Source organism: Modestobacter italicus, from assembly GCF_000306785.1.
Classification (GTDB): Bacteria; Actinomycetota; Actinomycetes; order Mycobacteriales; family Geodermatophilaceae; genus Modestobacter; species Modestobacter italicus.
The window spans coordinates 5,425,574-5,442,067 of sequence record NC_017955.1 but is presented as its reverse complement, the minus strand read 5'-3'; the positions used below and the strand labels follow the sequence as shown (position 1 = coordinate 5,442,067).

18 protein-coding genes and 2 pseudogenes are annotated in these 16,494 nt (G+C 74.9%); 10 read left to right on the top strand and 10 right to left on the bottom strand.

Annotation, left to right across the window (positions count from 1 at the left end; genetic code table 11):
• Positions 1 to 24: 24 nt before the first annotated feature.
• The 6 genes and pseudogenes from MODMU_RS25925 to MODMU_RS29860 form a co-directional block, all read right to left on the bottom strand.
• On the bottom strand, positions 25 to 1,527 hold the full coding sequence (locus MODMU_RS25925; protein WP_014743400.1) for a rhamnulokinase: 1,503 nt from the start codon (positions 1,525 to 1,527) through the stop codon (positions 25 to 27).
• Entirely contained in the window at positions 1,524 to 2,312 is a 789-nt protein-coding gene (locus MODMU_RS25920; protein ID WP_014743399.1) for a DeoR/GlpR family DNA-binding transcription regulator, read from the bottom strand. The genes MODMU_RS25925 and MODMU_RS25920 overlap by 4 nt, the downstream gene beginning before the upstream one ends.
• A 178-nt stretch (positions 2,313 to 2,490) precedes the next feature.
• Positions 2,491 to 2,874, bottom strand: a complete 384-nt coding sequence (locus MODMU_RS25915; RefSeq protein WP_014743398.1) for a VOC family protein — start codon at positions 2,872 to 2,874, stop codon at positions 2,491 to 2,493.
• Entirely contained in the window at positions 2,871 to 3,158 is a 288-nt protein-coding gene (locus MODMU_RS25910; protein ID WP_014743397.1) for an ArsR/SmtB family transcription factor, read from the bottom strand. The genes MODMU_RS25915 and MODMU_RS25910 overlap by 4 nt, the downstream gene beginning before the upstream one ends.
• A gap of 41 nt (positions 3,159 to 3,199) precedes the next feature.
• Positions 3,200 to 3,592, bottom strand: coding sequence for a substrate-binding domain-containing protein (locus MODMU_RS29865; RefSeq protein ID WP_014743396.1), 393 nt, complete (start codon positions 3,590 to 3,592; stop codon positions 3,200 to 3,202).
• A gap of 443 nt (positions 3,593 to 4,035) precedes the next feature.
• Positions 4,036 to 4,182: pseudogene (locus tag MODMU_RS29860) on the bottom strand (LacI family DNA-binding transcriptional regulator); the annotation flags it as partial.
• Between the two features lie 88 nt (positions 4,183 to 4,270).
• Between MODMU_RS29860 and MODMU_RS25900 the strand changes: the two are divergent.
• Both MODMU_RS25900 and MODMU_RS25895 read left to right on the top strand, forming a co-directional pair.
• Positions 4,271 to 4,477, top strand: a complete 207-nt coding sequence (locus MODMU_RS25900) for a hypothetical protein (protein ID WP_014743394.1) — start codon at positions 4,271 to 4,273, stop codon at positions 4,475 to 4,477.
• Positions 4,478 to 4,547: 70 nt separating this feature from the next.
• Complete coding sequence (locus MODMU_RS25895; protein ID WP_014743393.1) at positions 4,548 to 4,748, top strand: hypothetical protein; 201 nt, start codon at positions 4,548 to 4,550, stop codon at positions 4,746 to 4,748.
• An 18-nt stretch (positions 4,749 to 4,766) separates the two neighbouring features.
• Here MODMU_RS25895 and MODMU_RS25890 read toward each other — a convergent pair whose 3' ends face one another.
• From MODMU_RS25890 to MODMU_RS25880, 3 genes and pseudogenes are all read right to left on the bottom strand, one after another.
• A complete protein-coding gene (locus tag MODMU_RS25890; RefSeq protein WP_014743392.1) occupies positions 4,767 to 5,978 on the bottom strand; it encodes an acyl-CoA dehydrogenase family protein in 1,212 nt (403 codons plus the stop codon).
• A gap of 99 nt (positions 5,979 to 6,077) precedes the next feature.
• A pseudogene (locus tag MODMU_RS27995) lies at positions 6,078 to 6,361 on the bottom strand (DUF4383 domain-containing protein).
• Positions 6,362 to 6,562: 201 nt separating this feature from the next.
• Positions 6,563 to 8,218: a carbamoyltransferase family protein gene (locus MODMU_RS25880; protein WP_014743390.1), complete on the bottom strand. Its 1,656-nt coding sequence runs from the start codon at positions 8,216 to 8,218 to the stop codon at positions 6,563 to 6,565.
• Positions 8,219 to 8,380: 162 nt separating this feature from the next.
• Here MODMU_RS25880 and MODMU_RS27405 point away from each other — a divergent pair, with 162 nt between their 5' ends.
• Together MODMU_RS27405 and MODMU_RS27400 are read left to right on the top strand one after the other, a co-directional pair.
• Positions 8,381 to 8,959: an ABC transporter permease gene (locus MODMU_RS27405; protein ID WP_051144086.1), complete on the top strand. Its 579-nt coding sequence runs from the start codon at positions 8,381 to 8,383 to the stop codon at positions 8,957 to 8,959.
• Positions 8,956 to 10,455, top strand: coding sequence for an ATP-binding cassette domain-containing protein (locus tag MODMU_RS27400; RefSeq protein ID WP_014743388.1), 1,500 nt, complete (start codon positions 8,956 to 8,958; stop codon positions 10,453 to 10,455). Before MODMU_RS27405 ends, MODMU_RS27400 begins: the two co-directional genes overlap by 4 nt.
• 4 nt (positions 10,456 to 10,459) lie before the next feature.
• Here MODMU_RS27400 and MODMU_RS25870 read toward each other — a convergent pair whose 3' ends face one another.
• A complete protein-coding gene (locus MODMU_RS25870) occupies positions 10,460 to 12,127 on the bottom strand; it encodes a RecQ family ATP-dependent DNA helicase (protein WP_014743387.1) in 1,668 nt (555 codons plus the stop codon).
• Positions 12,128 to 12,284: 157 nt separating this feature from the next.
• Between MODMU_RS25870 and MODMU_RS25865 the strand changes: the two genes are divergently transcribed.
• The 6 genes from MODMU_RS25865 to MODMU_RS25840 all read left to right on the top strand — a co-directional run bounded on the left by MODMU_RS25865 (position 12,285) and on the right by MODMU_RS25840 (position 16,488).
• Positions 12,285 to 12,677 (top strand): TOBE domain-containing protein, encoded by a 393-nt coding sequence (locus MODMU_RS25865; RefSeq protein ID WP_014743386.1) that lies wholly within the window; start codon positions 12,285 to 12,287, stop codon positions 12,675 to 12,677.
• The gene (locus MODMU_RS25860) at positions 12,674 to 13,105 is read left to right on the top strand and encodes an extracellular solute-binding protein (RefSeq protein WP_014743385.1); all 432 of its coding nucleotides are present in this window, start codon (positions 12,674 to 12,676) and stop codon (positions 13,103 to 13,105) included. Before MODMU_RS25865 ends, MODMU_RS25860 begins: the two co-directional genes overlap by 4 nt.
• A 114-nt stretch (positions 13,106 to 13,219) precedes the next feature.
• Complete coding sequence (gene modA / locus MODMU_RS25855) at positions 13,220 to 14,017, top strand: molybdate ABC transporter substrate-binding protein (RefSeq protein WP_014743384.1); 798 nt, start codon at positions 13,220 to 13,222, stop codon at positions 14,015 to 14,017.
• A gap of 23 nt (positions 14,018 to 14,040) precedes the next feature.
• Complete coding sequence (locus tag MODMU_RS25850) at positions 14,041 to 14,820, top strand: ABC transporter permease (RefSeq protein ID WP_014743383.1); 780 nt, start codon at positions 14,041 to 14,043, stop codon at positions 14,818 to 14,820.
• The gene (locus MODMU_RS25845) at positions 14,817 to 15,863 is read left to right on the top strand and encodes an ABC transporter ATP-binding protein (protein WP_014743382.1); all 1,047 of its coding nucleotides are present in this window, start codon (positions 14,817 to 14,819) and stop codon (positions 15,861 to 15,863) included. Before MODMU_RS25850 ends, MODMU_RS25845 begins: the two co-directional genes overlap by 4 nt.
• Before the next feature lie 52 nt (positions 15,864 to 15,915).
• On the top strand, positions 15,916 to 16,488 hold the full coding sequence (locus tag MODMU_RS25840; protein WP_014743381.1) for a nucleotidyltransferase family protein: 573 nt from the start codon (positions 15,916 to 15,918) through the stop codon (positions 16,486 to 16,488).
• Positions 16,489 to 16,494 lie beyond the last annotated feature (6 nt).

The window sequence follows — 16,494 nt, the reverse complement described above, 5'->3', positions numbered from 1 at the left end:
AGTGCTCGGGACGTCGGTCGTGTCTCAGCTCGGGAGGAGCCCCCGTCGCCGGTCGTCGTCCAGAGTCATCTGCCGCAGCCGGGCTGCGGCCTCCTCCCAGCGCGCCTGCGGGCGCGGGGAGCAAGTGCGGATCTCGGCGGTCCGGGCCACGACGGCGCGCACCTCGGCCACGTCGGCCAGCTCGCCCAGGGCGACCAGCTGGACGGCGGCGTTGCCCAGGGCGGTCGCCTCGACCGGACCGCAGTGCACCGGCAGCCCGGTCGCGTCCGCGGTGGCCTGGGCCAGCAGCCGGTTGCGGGCGCCGCCGCCGGTGATGTGCACGGCCGGCGGTGGCGTGCCGGTGACCGCCGCGATGTCCTCCACGGTGGTCCGGTAGGACAGCGCCAGGCTGTCGACGACGCAGCGCGCGACCGCGCCCGGCGTCTGCGGCACCGGCGAGCCGGTGCGCTCGCAGTAGGCCTGCACCCGGGCGGGCATGTCGCCGGGGGCGAGGAACTCCGGGGCGTTGGGGTTGACCACGCTGCGCAGCTCCGGCTCCTGCGCGGCCAGCTCGACCAGCTCGGCGTAGCTGAGCTGCAGCCCCTGCCGGGCCCAGGCCCGCCGGCACTCCTGCAGCAGCCACAGGCCCATCACGTTGCGGAGCAGCCGGGTGGTGCCGGCGACGCCGCCCTCGTTGGTGAGGTTGGCCGCCTCGGACTCCGGCGTGACGACGGCGTGCGGGGTCTCGACGCCCACCAGGGACCAGGTGCCCGAGGAGACGAACAGCGCCCCCGGTGCGGTGAAGGGCGTGGCGACGACGGCGCTCGCGGTGTCGTGACCGGCCGGCGCGACCACCCGGGCGCCGGCCAGCGGCCCCTCGCCGAGGGCGCCGACGACCGGGCCCAGGTCGGTGCCCGCCGGCACGACCTCCGGCAGCACGCGGGCCGGGATGCCCAGCTCCTCGGCGAGCTCGACCGCCCAGCGCCGGCCGACCATGTCGTAGAGCCCGGAGGTGGAGGCGGCGGTGAACTCGGTGACCCGGGAGCCGGACAGCAGGTGGTGGAAGACGTCCGGGAGCATCAGCAGGGTCGCCGCGTCGTCCAGCCGGCGGGTGGTGCGCGCGTCGGAGAGCAGCGCGAACACGGTGTTGATCTCGTTGATCTGGGTCCCGGTGGCCCGGTACAGGCGGTCCCGGCCGACCGTGGCCAGGGCCTCGTCGAGCGCGACCAGCTGCCGCGGGTCGCGGTAGCAGGTGGGGGCGTCCAGCAGCGTGCCGTCGGCCCGGAGCAGGCCGTAGTCCACGCCCCAGGAGTCGACCCCGACCGACGCGACCGGGGCGTCCGTGCCGAGCGCGCCGAGCCCGGCGGTGATGTCCCGGGTCAGGCCGGCCAGGTCCCAGCGGAGGATCCCGTCGACCGGCCGGGGCAGGTGGGCGAACCGGCTGACCTCGGCGGCGTCCAGGCGCTCGCCGTCGAAGGTGGCGCGCACGACCCGGCCGCTCTCGGCGCCCAGGTCGACCGCGGCGACGGTGCGCACGGCCCGGGTCACCGGTCCTCCTCGGGCACGGGCACCCGGTGCACCGGCAGGCCGTCGGCCTCCAGCTTCGCGACCAGCTCGGGGTCGGCTCCGGCGTCGGTGTAGACCGCCGTGATGTCGGCGGTGGGCGCCGCGGTGTGCAGCGAGAAGCTGCCGAACTTGCTGGCGTCGGCGAGCCCGTAGAGCTGGCGGCAGTGCGCGGCGAGGTACTGCTTGGCCTGCGCCTCCTCCAGGGCCATCTCCAGCAGCCCGCGTTCGACGGAGACCGCGTGCGCGCCGATGAAGAGCTTGTCGATGGAGCCGCGCCCGGCGAGCACGTCGCCGAACACCCCGACCACGGACCGGGCCGACCGGCGGACGACGCCGCCCGGGACGAGCACCGTCGCGTCCGACCGCTCGGAGAACAGCGTCGCGGTCGGCATGCCGTTGGTGATCACCACGAGCGAGCGGCGGTCCACCAGCTCCCGGGCCAGGTAGTGGCAGGTGCTCGAGGAGTCCAGCGCGATGACGTCGCCGTCCCGGACCAGCGGCGCGACCGCCCGGGCGATCGCCTGCTTCTCCGCGCGGTGGGCCTGCAGCCGGGTCTCGAAGGAGCCCTCGTCCAGCATCGGCGCGGTCACGGCGCCGCCGCGGACCCGGCGGAGCGCGGACCGCTGCTCGAGGGCGTCGAGGTCCTTGCGGATGGTGACGGCGGAGACCTCGAGCCGCTCGGCGAGCTCGTTGACCTGCACCCGGCCGTTCGCACCGAGCGCCGAGAGGATCAGCTCGGAGCGGGCGTGCTCGTCGTAGGACGGCATGACGACCCCCTCGCGCTCCTCGTCGGCGGTGACGAGACCGGGCCCCTCGGTGGACCTGGTGGCGGGGAACGTAAACCCCGCGAAAGCAGCGCGTCAACGGTGCACAGGCGTACGAAAGTCGAGCGCTTTCGTAACGCGGGTCACAGCTTTCAGAGGGGCGCTGTGAGCCCCCCCGAGGTCACATGCTGGCGAGCTGGATGAGGTTGCCGCAGGTGTCGTCGAGGACGGCGGTGGTGACCGGGCCCATGGTCAGCGGCGCCTGGGTGAAGGTGACCCCGGCCGCGACCAGCCGGGCGTGCTCGGCGTGCACGTCCTCGACCGCGAAGGCGGTGAACGGGATGCCGTCGGCGACCAGCGCCGCCTTGAACGGCCGCACCGCCGGGTGGGCGTCGGGCTCCAGCACCAGCTCCACGCCGTCGGGGGCCTCGGGGGAGACGACGGTGAGCCAGCGGTGCTCGCCCATCGGGACGTCGTGCTTGGTCACGAAGCCCAGCACGTCGGTGTAGAACCGCAGCGCCTTCTCCTGGTCGTCGACGAGGACGCTGGTCATGGCGATCTTCACGGGGTCTCCTCCGGGGGGCGGGCGGGCCAGCGGTCGGTGATGGCCCGCAGCGGTGCGGTGTCCAGGTGCAGGAACGTGTAGCGGCCCTCGCGCCGGCGGACCACCAGGCCGGCCGCCTCCAGCACGTCCAGGTGCTGGGACACGGCCTGCCGGCTCGAGCCGACCCCGTGCCGGGTGACCAGCCGGGTGCACAGCTCGAACAGCGTCTGCCCGTCCCGTTCCTGCAGCTCGTCGAGCACCAGCCGCCGGGTCGGGTCGGCGAGGGCCTTGAACACGTCGCCCACCCCGGAGACGATAGGCAAGTGGGCACTTGCCTGACAAGGGCTCAGGCGCTCTGCCGGACCACCAGGTCGGAACCGAAGTACGTCGGCCCGCCGGTGCCCCCGACCAGGAGGCTGCGGGCCGCGGCGCCGGCGATGCGCTCGACCGGGTGGGTCGCGGTGGTCAGCCCGGTCGGCTCCGCGGCCGGGATGTCGTCGAAGCCGGCCACGGCGACGTCGCCGGGCACCTGCCGGCCCGCGGCCCGCAGCACCTGCAGGGCGCCGAGCGCCACCTCGTCGCAGATGCCGTAGACGGCGTCGGTGTCCGGCCAGCGGCGCAGTGCCTCGGCCGCCCCGCCCGGCCGCTGGCGGTGTCGAAGCCGCCGCCGACGACGCGCACCGGCAGCCCGGCGGCGGCGACCGCCGCCCGGTAGGCGGCCACCGGCCGCTCGGAGCACGGCAGCCAGGCCGGGCCGGCCAGCAGCGCGATCCGCCGGCGCCCCGCGGTCACCAGGTGGCCGACGATCGCCGTCGCGGCCGCCTCGGTGTCGATGTCGACCAACGGGACCTCGCCGCTGCCGGCGCCGATGGAGACGACCCGGCCGTGCAGCTCCCGGGGCACCGAGCCCAGCACCCGCCGGGTGGTGTTGACCAGCACGACCCCGGCCACCGAGCGGTCCCGGGCCAGCCCGTCGAGCACGGACTCCGGCCCGTCCAGCGGCAGCCACTCCAGCGCCACCCCGAGCCCCTGCCCGGCGCAGACCGCGGCGGCGGTGGTGACCACCCGGGACAGGTACGCGCACGCCAGCGCGTCCGGCGCGGTGGCGGTGGCCGCGACCACCAGCCGGGTGCCCCGGCCGTGCACCAGCGCCCGGGCGACCGGGTCGGCGGCGTAGCCCAGCTGCTCGGCCACCGCCTGCACCCGGCGCCGGGCCTCCGCCGACGACGGTCCGGAGCCGGTCAGCACCCGGGACGCGGTGGCCCGGGAGACCCCGGCGACCCGGGCGACGTGCTCGAGCGTCACGGGGGGCCGGCGCCGGTCGTCCATGCCCCTCGTCCTACCACCGGGGACACGCCGCCGGGGGCCGCCGAGGACTGGGACCGCTTCCAGCGGGCGGTCGTTAGGGTCTCCGGTCGTGACCTCACCCGAGCCCGGCAGCCCACCCGCGCGCCGCGAGCGGCTGGTCGGCCTGCTCGTGCTGGGCGTCGCCGTCGTCCTGCTGCTGTCCTCGGTCACCTGGTTCAGCAGCGACCGCAGCGGGGTGGGCATCGGCCAGCTCGTGCTGGCCCTGGTGCTCGCCGGCGTCGGCGGCTTCCTGGTCCGGCGGTCGCAGCCGCGCTGACCCGCAGGGCTGGCGCGGCCGCGGCGGACGCGGCAGTGTGACCGCCAGCACACCGAGGTCAGGAGGAGCCGTGCACATCGACCGCGCCAAGCTGGTGCAGCTGCTGCACACCGAGGGTGACAACGAGCAGGCCGAGAAGGTGGCCGCGCAGCTGCCCGAGCAGATCGACACCGACCGGGACGCCGACGCGCTGGCCGCGGTGGGGCTGGACCGGACGCAGCTGATGGCCAAGCTGGCCGGTGGCTCGTTCGGGAGCACGCTCACCCCCTGACGGCCACCGGCCCGCCGGTCAACCGCTGTAGGGGCGCTCCCGGGCCAGCTCCTCCTTGGCGACGCCGCGAATGTGCACCGCGTCCGGGCCGTCGACGATCCGCAGCGTGCGGGCGCTGGCGTAGAAGCGCGCCAGGATCGTGTCGTTGCTGACGCCGGCACCGCCGTGCAGCTGGATGGCGCGGTCGATGACGTCGAGCGCCACCCGCGGTGCGGCCACCTTGATCGCCGAGATCTCGGTACGGGCGCCCTTGGCCCCGTACCGGTCGATCAGGTCGGCGGTCTTGAGCACGTAGAGCCGCGCCTGGTCGATCTCGATCCGGGAGAGGGCGATCGACTCCCGCACGGTGCCCTGCTCGGCCAGCGGCCGGCCGAACGCCACGCGTGCCTGGGACCGCTCCACCATCAGCGCCAGCGCCCGCTCGGCCATGCCGATCGCGCGCATGCAGTGGTGGATGCGCCCGGGCCCGAGCCGGGCCTGGGCGATCATGAAGCCGTCGCCCTCGCCGGAGAGGATGTTGGTCACCGGCACCCGGACGTCGGTGAACCGCAGCTCCGAGTGCCCGTGCTGGTCCTGGTACCCGAACACCGGCAGGTGCCGGACGATCTCCAGGCCGGGGGTGTCCCGCGGCACGAGCACCATCGACTGCTGCCGGTGCGGCGCGCCCTCGGGGTCGGTCTTGCCCATGACGATGAAGATCTGGCAGCGCTCGTCGGCGGCACCCGAGGTCCACCACTTGCGGCCGTTGATCACGTACTCGTCGCCGTCGCGGACGATCGAGGTCTGGATGTTGCGCGCGTCCGACGACGCGACGTCCGGCTCGGTCATGGCGAACCCGGAGCGGATCTCGCCCTCGAGCAGCGGGGCGAGCCAGCGGTCCTTCTGCTCCTGGGTGCCGAAGAGCATCAGGGTCTCCATGTTGCCGGTGTCCGGCGCCCCGCAGTTGGTCACCTCCGGCGCGATCGTCGGCGACCAGCCCATGATCTCGGCGATCGAGGCGTACTCGAGGTTGGTCATCCCGCCGAGCTCGTGGTGGAAGAGGTTCCACAGGCCGCGCTTGCGGGCCTCGGTCTTGAGCTCTTCCAGCACGGGTGGGTGGGCGTGGTCGTCGTGGCCGCGCGCGGCGCGCCACTCCTCGTAGACGGGCTCAGCGGGGAACACCTGGTCCCGCATGAAGTCCCACATCCGGCCACTGACGTCCTCGGCCTTGGCGGAGAGGGTGAAGTCCATGCCGGGACGTTAGCGCCGGAGCTGTGTCGCAGCCCACCGGGGTGCGCACGCGCGACCGCCCCGGACACCGGCGGCGTCCGGGGCGGTCGGGGGTGGGGACTAGCGGTTCGTGCGCAGCGAGTGGTCGGCGCCGCGCTCGGTCCGGACCGTCCGCACCATGCCCAGGGCGATGACCAGGCCGACCAGAGCCGTTCCCAGGTGCAGGAGGTTGTCCGCCCAGTTCAGGTTCAGGAAGTCCCAGTCCTCGTCGATGGCGATCAGCCCGTAGACGAAGGCCGCGCCGTAGCCGACGGCGAGCAGCCAGCCGTAGGTGCGGGCACCCCGAGCGTGCCCGACAGCGCGATGCCGGCCACGCCGACCAGGATGTGCACCACGTTGTGCATCGGGTTGATGTAGACCACGCCGAAGGCCAGGGCCAGCTGCTCGGGCCAGGTCATCCCCCGGGAGCCGACGCCGGGAGGTCTGCGGTGGACATGGGGGGTCGTCCCCTGTGTGTCGCGCCCGCCGGTGTCTCGACAGGCGGCCCTCAGGTACCCCGCGCCCCGACCCGGGAACGCGGGGTCACCCGAACGGAGAGGAAACCGTCACCTGGCGGCCGGCCGCGGGGTCGCCCGCGGCCGGCGGACGACGAACGGGCCGATGGCGAGCAGGTCGACCGGGGCCGAGCCGAAGCACTCCAGCGCGTCCCGCGGGTCGTCGACCATCGGCCGGCCGGCGGTGTTGAGGCTGGTGTTGACCACCACGGGCAGCCCGGTGCGCCGCTCGAAGGCGGAGATCATCCGGTGGACCAGGGGGGAGACCTCCGGGTCGATCGTCTGGATCCGCGCCGTCCCGTCGACGTGGGTGACGGTGGGGATGCGGTCCCGCCACTCCGGGGCCACGTCGTGCACGAAGAGCATGTACGGCGAGGGGATCGGGCCGCGGCTGAAGATCTCCGCCGCCTTCTCCAGCAGCACCATGGGCGCGACCGGCCGGAACTGCTCGCGGCCCTTCACGTCGTTCATCCGCTCGAGGTTGGCCTCGAAGCCGGGGTGGGCCAGCAGCGAGCGGTGGCCCAGCGCGCGCGGGCCGTACTCGCTGCGGCCCTGGAACCAGGCGACGATGCCGTTGTCGGCCAGCACCTCGGCGACGGCCTCGGCGACGTCGTCGGGGCGCTCGTAGTCGATGGCCGCGGTGGTGAGGACCTGCTCGATCTCCGCGTCGCTCCACCCGCGGCCCAGCGCCGCGCCGGGCATGGGCTGGGTGTCCTCGCCGAGCTCGCGGGCCACGTGCAGGGCGGCGCCGAGCGCCGTCCCGGAGTCGCCGGCGGCCGGCTGCACCCAGACCTGCTCGAACGGGCTCTCGGCGAGGATGCGGGTGTTGGCCACGCAGTTCAGCGCCGTGCCGCCGGCGAGGGTGAGGACCCGGTCGCCGGTCTGCTCGTGCACCCAGCGGGCCAGGTCGACCAGCACCTCCTCGAGGCGCTGCTGCACGCTGGCGGCCAGGTCGGCGTGGTCCTCGGTCCAGGCGTCGCCCTTGCCCAGCCGGGGGGCGAACTCGGTGTAGTCGATCTTCTCCGTCCGGAAGCCGCCGTCGCCGGTGGCGCGGATCAGCTCCGACAGCTCGCCGGCGAAGCGCGGCTTGCCGTAGGAGGCCATCGCCATGACCTTGAACTCGTCGGAGCTGCGCAGGAAGCCCAGGTGGTCGGTGAGGTCCTCGTACATCAGCCCCAGCGAGTGCGGCAGCGCCTGGCCGGCGAGCACCTCCAGCTGCCCGTCGACGTACCGGCCGGCCAGGTGGCTGTGCGCCTCGCCGCGGCCGTCGAGCACCAGCACCGAGTTGTCCCGCTGCGGCGCGGCCAGCCCGGCCGAGGCGGCGTGGGCCACGTGGTGCTTGACGAAGCGGACCTTCGCCGGGTCGAGGCCGGGCAGCGCGTGGGCCAGGAAGTCCGGCGCCATCTCGGCGTACCGCTTGCGCATGACGTCGCCGTCGTCGAAGAGGCCGGAGTCCTCCGGGGTGCCCATCAGCGCCGGGTCGAAGGAGTAGGCGACCGCGTCGAGCTCCTCGGGCCGGATCCCGGCCTCCGCCAGGCACCAGGCCGCGGACAGCTCGGGCAGCTCCCAGGCGCTCCACGGCAGCGGGCGCTTGCCGTGCTTGCGCCGGCTGAACCGCTCCTCCTCGGCGGCGGCCACGACCCTGCCGTCGACGACCAGGGCGGCCGACGGGTCGTGGTAGATGGCGTTGATGCCCAGCACCTTCACGTGCGCGCTCCAATCAGCCGGGCGCTGGCCGCCCGGTCAGACCTAGATCATCACCTGGGATCAGGGACGGCGCAGGACGAACCCCGTTCGGACGGAACTGTGGCTATCTTGATCATCCGTAGTTGATCATCCCGTCCGGCCCGACCCTGGAGTGCTGCGCGCATGACCCGTTCCCCCCGGCCCGCCCGCTCCGGGCCGTGGCGACTCGTCTCCGGGCTGTCGGTGGCCATGGGCGTCGCCTTCGCCGTCCTGCTGATGTCGATCTCCTACGGCGTCTCCGACCGGATCCAGGCCGACCTGGACGTGCCGCAGCTGCAGGACGTGGGCTTCCTCGACGTCGGCCTGATCGAGGCCATCCTCGGCGCGCTGACCGTGGCGGTGACCTCGGCCATGATCATCCAGACGGCCGCCGCCACGGCGACCGTCGGCTGGGTGCTCATGCAGTCGCGCAAGCGCGAGATCGGCATCCGCCGGCAGAGCGGGGTGTTCCGCGGCCGGCTGGTGACCGACTTCATGAAGGAGATGACGCCGCCGGTGGTGGGCGGCGCGCTGGTCGGCGAGGCGCTCGGCGTCCTGGGCGGGTTCGCCATCCGGGACCTCACGGTGCTGCCGGTCACCTTCAACGCCGTCTCGCTGTTCGCCTCGTTCCCGATCACGATCCTGCTGGCCGGGGTCGCGACGGCGATCCCCGCCTGGCTGGCCGCCGGCAAGTCGCCCAAGACCATGCAGGCCGTGCAGTGACCGCCCCGGTGGTCGAGGTCGTCGGGCTCCGCTTCCGCTACCCGGGCGGCCCGCTGCTGCTCGCCGTCGACGAGTTCTCCGTGTCCGAGCCCGGCCTGGTGGCCGTGATGGGCGAGTCCGGCGCAGGCAAGTCCACCTTCGGCGCCCTCCTCGGCGGTCAGGAGCAGTCGCCCTACGAGGGGTCGCTGCGGGTGTTCGGGCAGGAGTGGTCCGCGGTCGTGGAGGAGGGGCGGGACGCCGACCGGCAGCTGCACCGCCGGCGGATCGGCTACATCCCGCAGGGCTACGGCCTGCTCCCGGACTACACCCCCTGGGACATGCTGCTGCTGGACATGGGCGACGCCGAGATCCCGCAGGCGGAGCGGGCCGGCCGGGCGGAGCGGGCGCTGGAGGCGATGGGGCTGGCCGGCATGGCCGACCGGCTCATCGCCGAGCTGTCCGGCGGCCAGCAGCAGCGGGTGGCCATCGCCCGGATGCTGGCCCGCGACGTCGGGCTGGTGGTCGCCGACGAGCCGACGGCCAACCTCGACGTGGCGACGACGCGCGACGTCCTCGACGCGCTGCGCCAGGCCGCCCGGCAGATCCCGGTCATCGTGATCACCCACGACCAGTGGGTCGCCGACCAGTGCCGGTGGCGGCTGGACCTCCCCTCGCTGGCCACCGACGGCGAGGACGCCCGGCCCGAGACGCACGGCGTCCGCCGGGTCGTGGACCTGTGGTCGCCGGCCCCGGGGCAGCTGCAGACCTGGTCCGTCGACCGCGACGGCGGCCTCCTGTCGGACGGCGAGCCGAGCGAGCTGCCCGAGGGTGCGCTGGCCGCCTCGGTCAGCGCCGGCTCCCCGGCCGAGGGCGACGGCCGGCTGCTGGTCGCCGACCTCGACGGCCGGCTGTGGGCCCGGCAGGGGCAGGGGCGGGCGTGGGGCGCGTGGGAGCGGCTGCCCTTCGACGGCACCGCCCGCAGCGTCGCGACCTCCGCCGGCGCCGGCCGGCTGGCGCGCTGGGTCGTGCAGGACGACGGGCAGCTGTGGCACCAGCAGGTCGGCCCGCAGGGCGCGTCGGAGTGGGCCCGGATGGAGGCCCCCGGGAGGGTCACCTCCGTGGCCGCCGCCCCGCGCGGCGACGGCGGCACCGAGCTCGTCGTCTCCGACACCGCCGGCTGCGCCTGGTCCCGGCACGACGGGTCCGGCGGGTGGTCCGGGTGGGAGGGGCTGCCGGTCGACCGGGTCCGGGCCGTCGCCCTGTCCACCGTCGGGCCGACCTCGCTGGAGCGGTGGGTGGTCCGGTCCGACGGCGGCCTGCAGCACAGCAGGTCCGGCCCGGACGGCGGGTGGTCGGACTGGCAGCCGATGAGCGCCCCCGACGGCCTCCGCGTCGTCTCGGTCGCCGCCGGGCCCGGACCCGACCGCGGCCAGGTCCTGCTCGCGGTGACCGCGGACGGGGCGCTGCTGCAGCGCCGCGAGGAGGGCGAGGGCTGGAGCGACTGGGTCCGCTGCTGAGGCCTCAGGCCCCGGCGCGCTCGCTGAGCAGGTGGTGGTCCAGCACGGCCTGCAGCCCCAGCGTCTTGTAGCCGACCTGCTCGAACAGGACGACGACGCGGTCCTCCTCGTGCCGCATGACCACGCCGGGGCCCCACTCGGTGTGCTCGACGGCGGTGTCCACCGGGAACGGGTGGTCGCCGTCGACGACCGCGTCGGCGTGCTCGTAGGCGGAGCCCGAGCTGCAGGTGTCGCAGTTGCCGCAGGGCTCGTCGAGCTGCTCGCCGAAGTAGCCGAGCAGGTACTGGCGGCGGCAGCGGGTGGTGTCGGCGTAGCCGCGCATCATCTCGATCCGGCTCTCGTCGACCTTGGTGTGCTGCTCGGCGAGCTCGCGGGCGGCCGCGGCGGCCTCCCCGGGCGCGGGTCCGCCCGGTGCCGGGGACGCCGCCCCCTCGTCGTCGAGGACGACGGCCCCGGCCTGCTCGAGCAGGTTGAGGTCGCGCACCAGCGGGGTGGCGGGCCGGCCGGTCTCCTCGCGGAGCTCGGTGACGTCGACGCCGTCCAGGCCGGCCGCGACACCGGCCTGCACCAGGCCGGCGACCTCCTGCAGCTCCTCCTCGGCGGGTGCGCCGGCGGCGAAGAACTTCCGGATGCCCAGGTCCTCCTGCCGGTAGACCAGGACGGCGACCGCCGGCTCACCGTCCCGCCCGGCCCGGCCGATCTCCTGGTAGTAGCTGTCGACCGAGTCGGCGGGCTCGGCGTGCACGACGAAGCGGGTCTCCGGCTTGTCGATGCCCATGCCGAACGCGGTGGTGGCCACGACGACGTCCAGCTCGTCGTCCATGAACTGCCGCTGCACCTCCTCGCGGTCGCTCTTCTTCAGCCCCGCGTGGTACGCCGCCGCGCGCAGCCCCCGGCCGGTGAGCGCCGCGGCGAACTCCTCGGTGCCCTTGCGGGTGGCGCTGTAGAGGATGCCGATGCCCTGCCGGCTCAGGTCGGAGACCTTGTCCAGGACAGCGTGGTGCTTGTGCTGGGCGTCGGCGTGGTGCTCCACCTCCAGCCGGATCTCCGGGCGGTCGAACCCGGCGACGACGACCGCCGGGTCCACCATCTCCAGCCGCTCGAGGATCTCGGCCCGCACCGGCGGGGCCGCGGTGGCGGTCAGGGCGAGCACCGTCGGGTGCCCGAGCTGCTGCACCACGCCGCCGAGCCGCAGGTAGTCCGGGCGGAAGTCGTGGCCCCAGGCGGAGACGCAGTGCGCCTCGTCGACGACGAACAGCGCCGGCGCCGCCGTCCGGATGGCCTCGACGACCTCGGCCTTGGCCAGCTGCTCAGGGGCGAGGAAGACGAAGCGGACCGTTCCGTCACGCATGCCGTCGAGCACCGCCTGGTGCTCCAGCACGGACAGCCCGGAGTTGAGCACCGCGGCCCGGCCGACCGCGTCCTCGCCGAGCTCCTCCAGGCGCTGCACCTGGTCCCGCTGCAGGGCGATGAGCGGCGAGACGATGACGACCGGGCCGTCGAGCAGCAGGCCGGCGACCGTGTAGACGGCGGACTTGCCCGCGCCCGACGGCAGCACGGCCAGGGTGTCCCGCCCCGCGGCCACCGCCTGCATGGCGGCCTCCTGGCCCGGGCGGAACTCGGTGAACCCCAGGACGTCGCGGGCGGTCTCCCGGATCCGGCGGGTGCGCACGGACGCCGAGCCACCCGCCCTGGTCGCTGGGTCGGCGGGACGCTGGGCGGTCGCGGTCACCGTCGCCGACTGCCCGCGAGGTCTGATCGACAAACCAGATCGTGCACCACCGAGTCGGCCGGGCAGACCGCACGTCCCGGCGGACTACCGTGCGCCCGTGCCCACCTCCTACCGGATCGCCGAGGCCGCCGCGCTGCTCGGCGTCAGCGACGACACCGTCCGCCGCTGGATCGACAGCGACCGGTTGTCGGCCACCCGCGAGTCCGGCCCGGCGCAGGTCGACGGCGCCGACCTGGCCCGGGTCGCCACCGAGCTGCACCCGGCCCCGCAGCCGGGCACCACCCGGTCGTCGTCGGCGCGCAACCGGCTGACCGGCATCGTCACCCGCGTCGTCCGGGACACCGTGATGGCCCAGGTCGAGATCCAGGCCGGCCCGTTCCGGCTGGTCTCGCTGATGTCCCGCGAGGCCGCCGACGAGCTCGGGCTGGAGGTCGGCGTCCGGGCGGTCGCGACCGTGAAGGCCACCCAGGTCAGCGTCGACGTGCCGTGAGGTGGGCGGCCTTCCTCGCTGTCCTGGCCCTGGCCGGCTGCGGGGCGGACGACGCACCGGCCGAGGAGCTCACGGGCACGGTGACCGTGCTCGCGGACACCTCGCTCACCGGCGTCTTCACCGAGCTCGGGCAGCAACTGGAGGACGACCACCCCGGGCTGGACGTGCAGTTCGAGTTCGGTGCGAGCGCCGACCTGGCGCAGCGGCTGACCGACGGCACCCCGGCCGACGTCTTCGCCTCCGCCGGCACCGACCCGATGGACGTGGTCACGAACAACGGCATCGTCTCCACGGCGCCGACCCTGTTCGCCACCGACGACCGGACCGGGGACCTCGTCGGCTACCCGATCTGCCTGCTCACCGACGCGGACAACCCGGACGGCGCGCTGGCCTTCGTCGAGCTGGTGGTGTCCGACACCGGCCAGTAGGCGCTCACCGCCGCCGGCTTCAGCCTCCCTTGAGCTCCGCACCTGCGGAGGTTCGTGGGCTAGGGTGCCGCAGGCGCGGTCCACTGCGAGTGGGTCGCCGGAGCGGAGGACGCGATGAGGACCCGGGCACTGCTCGCGCTGCCGGCGGTCGCCGTGCTCGCGCTCACCGGGTGCGGGGGGTCCGCGTCGGACACCGCCGTCGGGACGACGTCGTCGGGCCCGGGCGGTGGGTTGAGCGGCACGCTGACCGTGTTCGCCGCCGCCTCGCTGACCGACGTCTTCGGTGACCTCGGCGACCAGCTGATGGCCGAGAACCCCGGACTGCAGGTCCAGTTCAACTTCGCCGGCAGCTCCGCGCTGGCCACCCAGCTGACCCAGGGCGCCCCGGCCGACGTCTTCGCCTCGGCCAACGACGAGCAGATGACCGTGGTCACCGACGCCGGTCTGCAGGCCGCCGACCCGGCGGTCTTCACCGGGAACGTGCTGGAGATCGCGGTGCCCGAGGGCAACCCCGGCAACGTCACCGGCCTGGCCGACTTCGGCGACGCCGACCTCACCCTCGCCGTCTGCGCCGCCGACGTCCCGTGCGGTGCCGCGGCTGCCGCCGTCTTCGCCGACGCCGGGATCACCCCGCAGCCCGACACCGAGGAGGAGGACGTCAAGGCGGCGCTCACCAAGGTGCAGCTCGGTGAGGTGGACGCGGCGCTCGTGTACGCCACCGACGTGCAGGCGGCCGGCCCCGACGTCGAGGGGATCCCGTTCCCGGAGGCCGAGCAGGAGGTCAACGACTACCCGATCTGCACGATGGCGGCCGCACCGAACCCCGAGGCCGCGCAGGCGTTCGTGGACCTGGTGGAGTCCGACGCCGGGCAGCAGGCGCTCACCGACGCGGGCTTCCGCGCGCCGGCGTGAGGCGACGACCCCGGGGTAGCGGGGTGCCGCTGCCGCTGCTCGTCCCGGCGCTGCTGGCGGTCGCCTTCCTGGTGCTGCCCCTGCTCGGGCTGGTGGTCCGGGCGCCGTGGTCGTCGATCGGGCCGCAGCTGGCGCAGCCGGAGGTCGGCCAGGCGCTGAGGCTCTCGCTGCTCTCGGCCACGCTGGCCACCCTGGTGTCGCTGGTGCTCGGCGTCCCGCTGGCCTGGGTGCTGGCCCGCTCGCGGATCCGCGGCCGGGCGGTGCTCCGCGCGCTGGTGACGGTGCCGCTGGTGCTGCCACCGGTGGTCGGCGGGGTCGCGCTGTTCCTCGTCCTCGGCCGCACCGGCATCCTCGGCCGGCCGCTGTACGAGCACCTCGGGGTGACCATCCCGTTCACCACCGCGGCCGTGGTCATCGCCGAGACGTTCGTGGCGATGCCGTTCCTGGTGATCAGCGTGGAGGGCGCGCTGCGGGCGGCCGACGCCCGGTTCGAGGACGCCGCGGCCACCCTCGGCGCCGACCGGTGGACGGCGTTCCGCCGGGTCACGCTGCCGCTGGTCGCGCCGGGGATCGGCGCGGGTGCCGTGCTGTGCTGGGCCCGCGCGCTCGGCGAGTTCGGCGCGACGATCACCTTCGCCGGCAACTTCCCGGGCACCACGCAGACCATGCCGCTCGCGGTCTACCTCGCCCTGCAGCGCGACCCCGAGGCGGCGATCGTCCTGTCGCTGGTGCTGCTGGCCGTCTCGCTCGGCACGCTGCTGCTGCTGCGCGACCGGTGGCTCGGGCGCGGAGCGGCGGCATGAGCCTGCACGCGCACGTCGTCGTCCAGCGCGGGTCGCTGGAGGTCGACGTCGACCTGTCGGTGGCCGACGGGGAGGTCCTCGCCCTGCTCGGGCCCAACGGTGCCGGCAAGTCCACGGTGCTGCGGGTGCTGGCCGGGCTGCTCTCCCCGGACGCCGGCCGGGTGGTGGTCGGCGAGGAGGTCTGGGACGCCGCCGACCGGCACCTGCCGGCGCACCAGCGGTCGCTGGGCATGGTGTTCCAGGACCACCTGCTGTTCCCGCACCTGTCGATCACCGAGAACGTCGCCTTCGGGCTCCGGTCGCGGGGGATGCGCAGGGCGCCGGCCCGGGCCGCGGCCGCGCCGTGGCTGGACCGGGTCGGGCTGGGCGAGCTGGGCGACCGCCGTCCCGGCGAGCTCTCCGGCGGGCAGGCGCAGCGCGCGGCCCTGGCCCGGGCGCTGGTCGGTGACCCGCGGGTCTTGCTGCTGGACGAGCCGCTGTCCGCGCTCGACGCCCGCACCCGGCTCACCGTGCGCGCCGAGCTGCACCGGCACCTCGCGGACTACGCCGGCAGCGCGGTGCTGGTCACCCACGACCCGGTCGACGCGATGGCGCTGGCCGACCGGGTGGTGGTGGTCGAGGACGGCCGCATCGTCCAGGCCGGCACGCCCGCCGAGGTCGCCCGGCGGCCGCGCACCGACTACGTGGCCCGGCTGGTCGGGCTGGTGCTGCTGCCCGGCACCGGGACCGGCCAGCAGGTCGCTCTCGACGGTGGCGGCCTCGTCACGGTCGCGGAGGAGGCCGCCGGACCGGTGTTCGTGGCGATCCGGCCCGAGTCGGTGGCGCTGTACCTGCAGCGCCCGGCGGGCAGCCCGCGCAACGTCTGGCAGCTCCGCCTGGTGGCGGCCACCCCGCACGGCTCGGTGGTGCGCTGCGACCTGGCCGGCGAGGTGCCGCTCACCGCCGACGTCACCGCGACGTCCTTCGCCGAGCTCGGCCTGGCGCCCGGAGCCGAGGTCTGGGCCTCGGTCAAGGCCTCCGAGGTCGCCGTCTACACCCGCTGAGGACCCGGTTTCGGCGCCGAAACCTGCGGAGGGGTCTGGCAGGGTGGGCGGCGTGACGTCGGACGTGCCGGTGGCGGGGCTGGTGCTGGCCGCCGGCGGGGGACGGCGGTACGGCATGCCCAAGGCGCTGGTCGAGTACGAGGGCAGCCTGCTGGTCGAGCGGGCGGTCCGGACGGCGGCCGCGGTCTGCGACCCGGTGCTGGTCGTCCTCGGCGCGCAGGCGGCCGACGTCTGGCGCACCGCCGACCTGGCCGGCGCGACCGTGCTGGTCAACCCCGACTGGGCGAGCGGGATGGCGTCGAGCCTGCGCACCGGGCTGGACGGGCTGCGCGGGTGGCCGGGGCGGGTCGACGCGGCGCTGGTGCAGCTGGTGGACATGCCGGGGATGACCCCGGGGGCGCTGGCCCGGATGGCCGGGCACGCGGCGCCCGACGCGCTGGCCGTGGCGAGCTACGACGGCGTCCGCGGGCACCCGGTGCTGCTCGGCCGCGAGCACTGGGCCGGGGTGGCAGGGACGGCGACCGGCGACGAGGGCGCCCGCCGCTACCTGGCCGCGCACGACGTCCTCGAGGTCGACTGCACCGGTCTGGCCGACCCGACCGACCTCGACGTGCCGCCGGGCTGAGCGCGG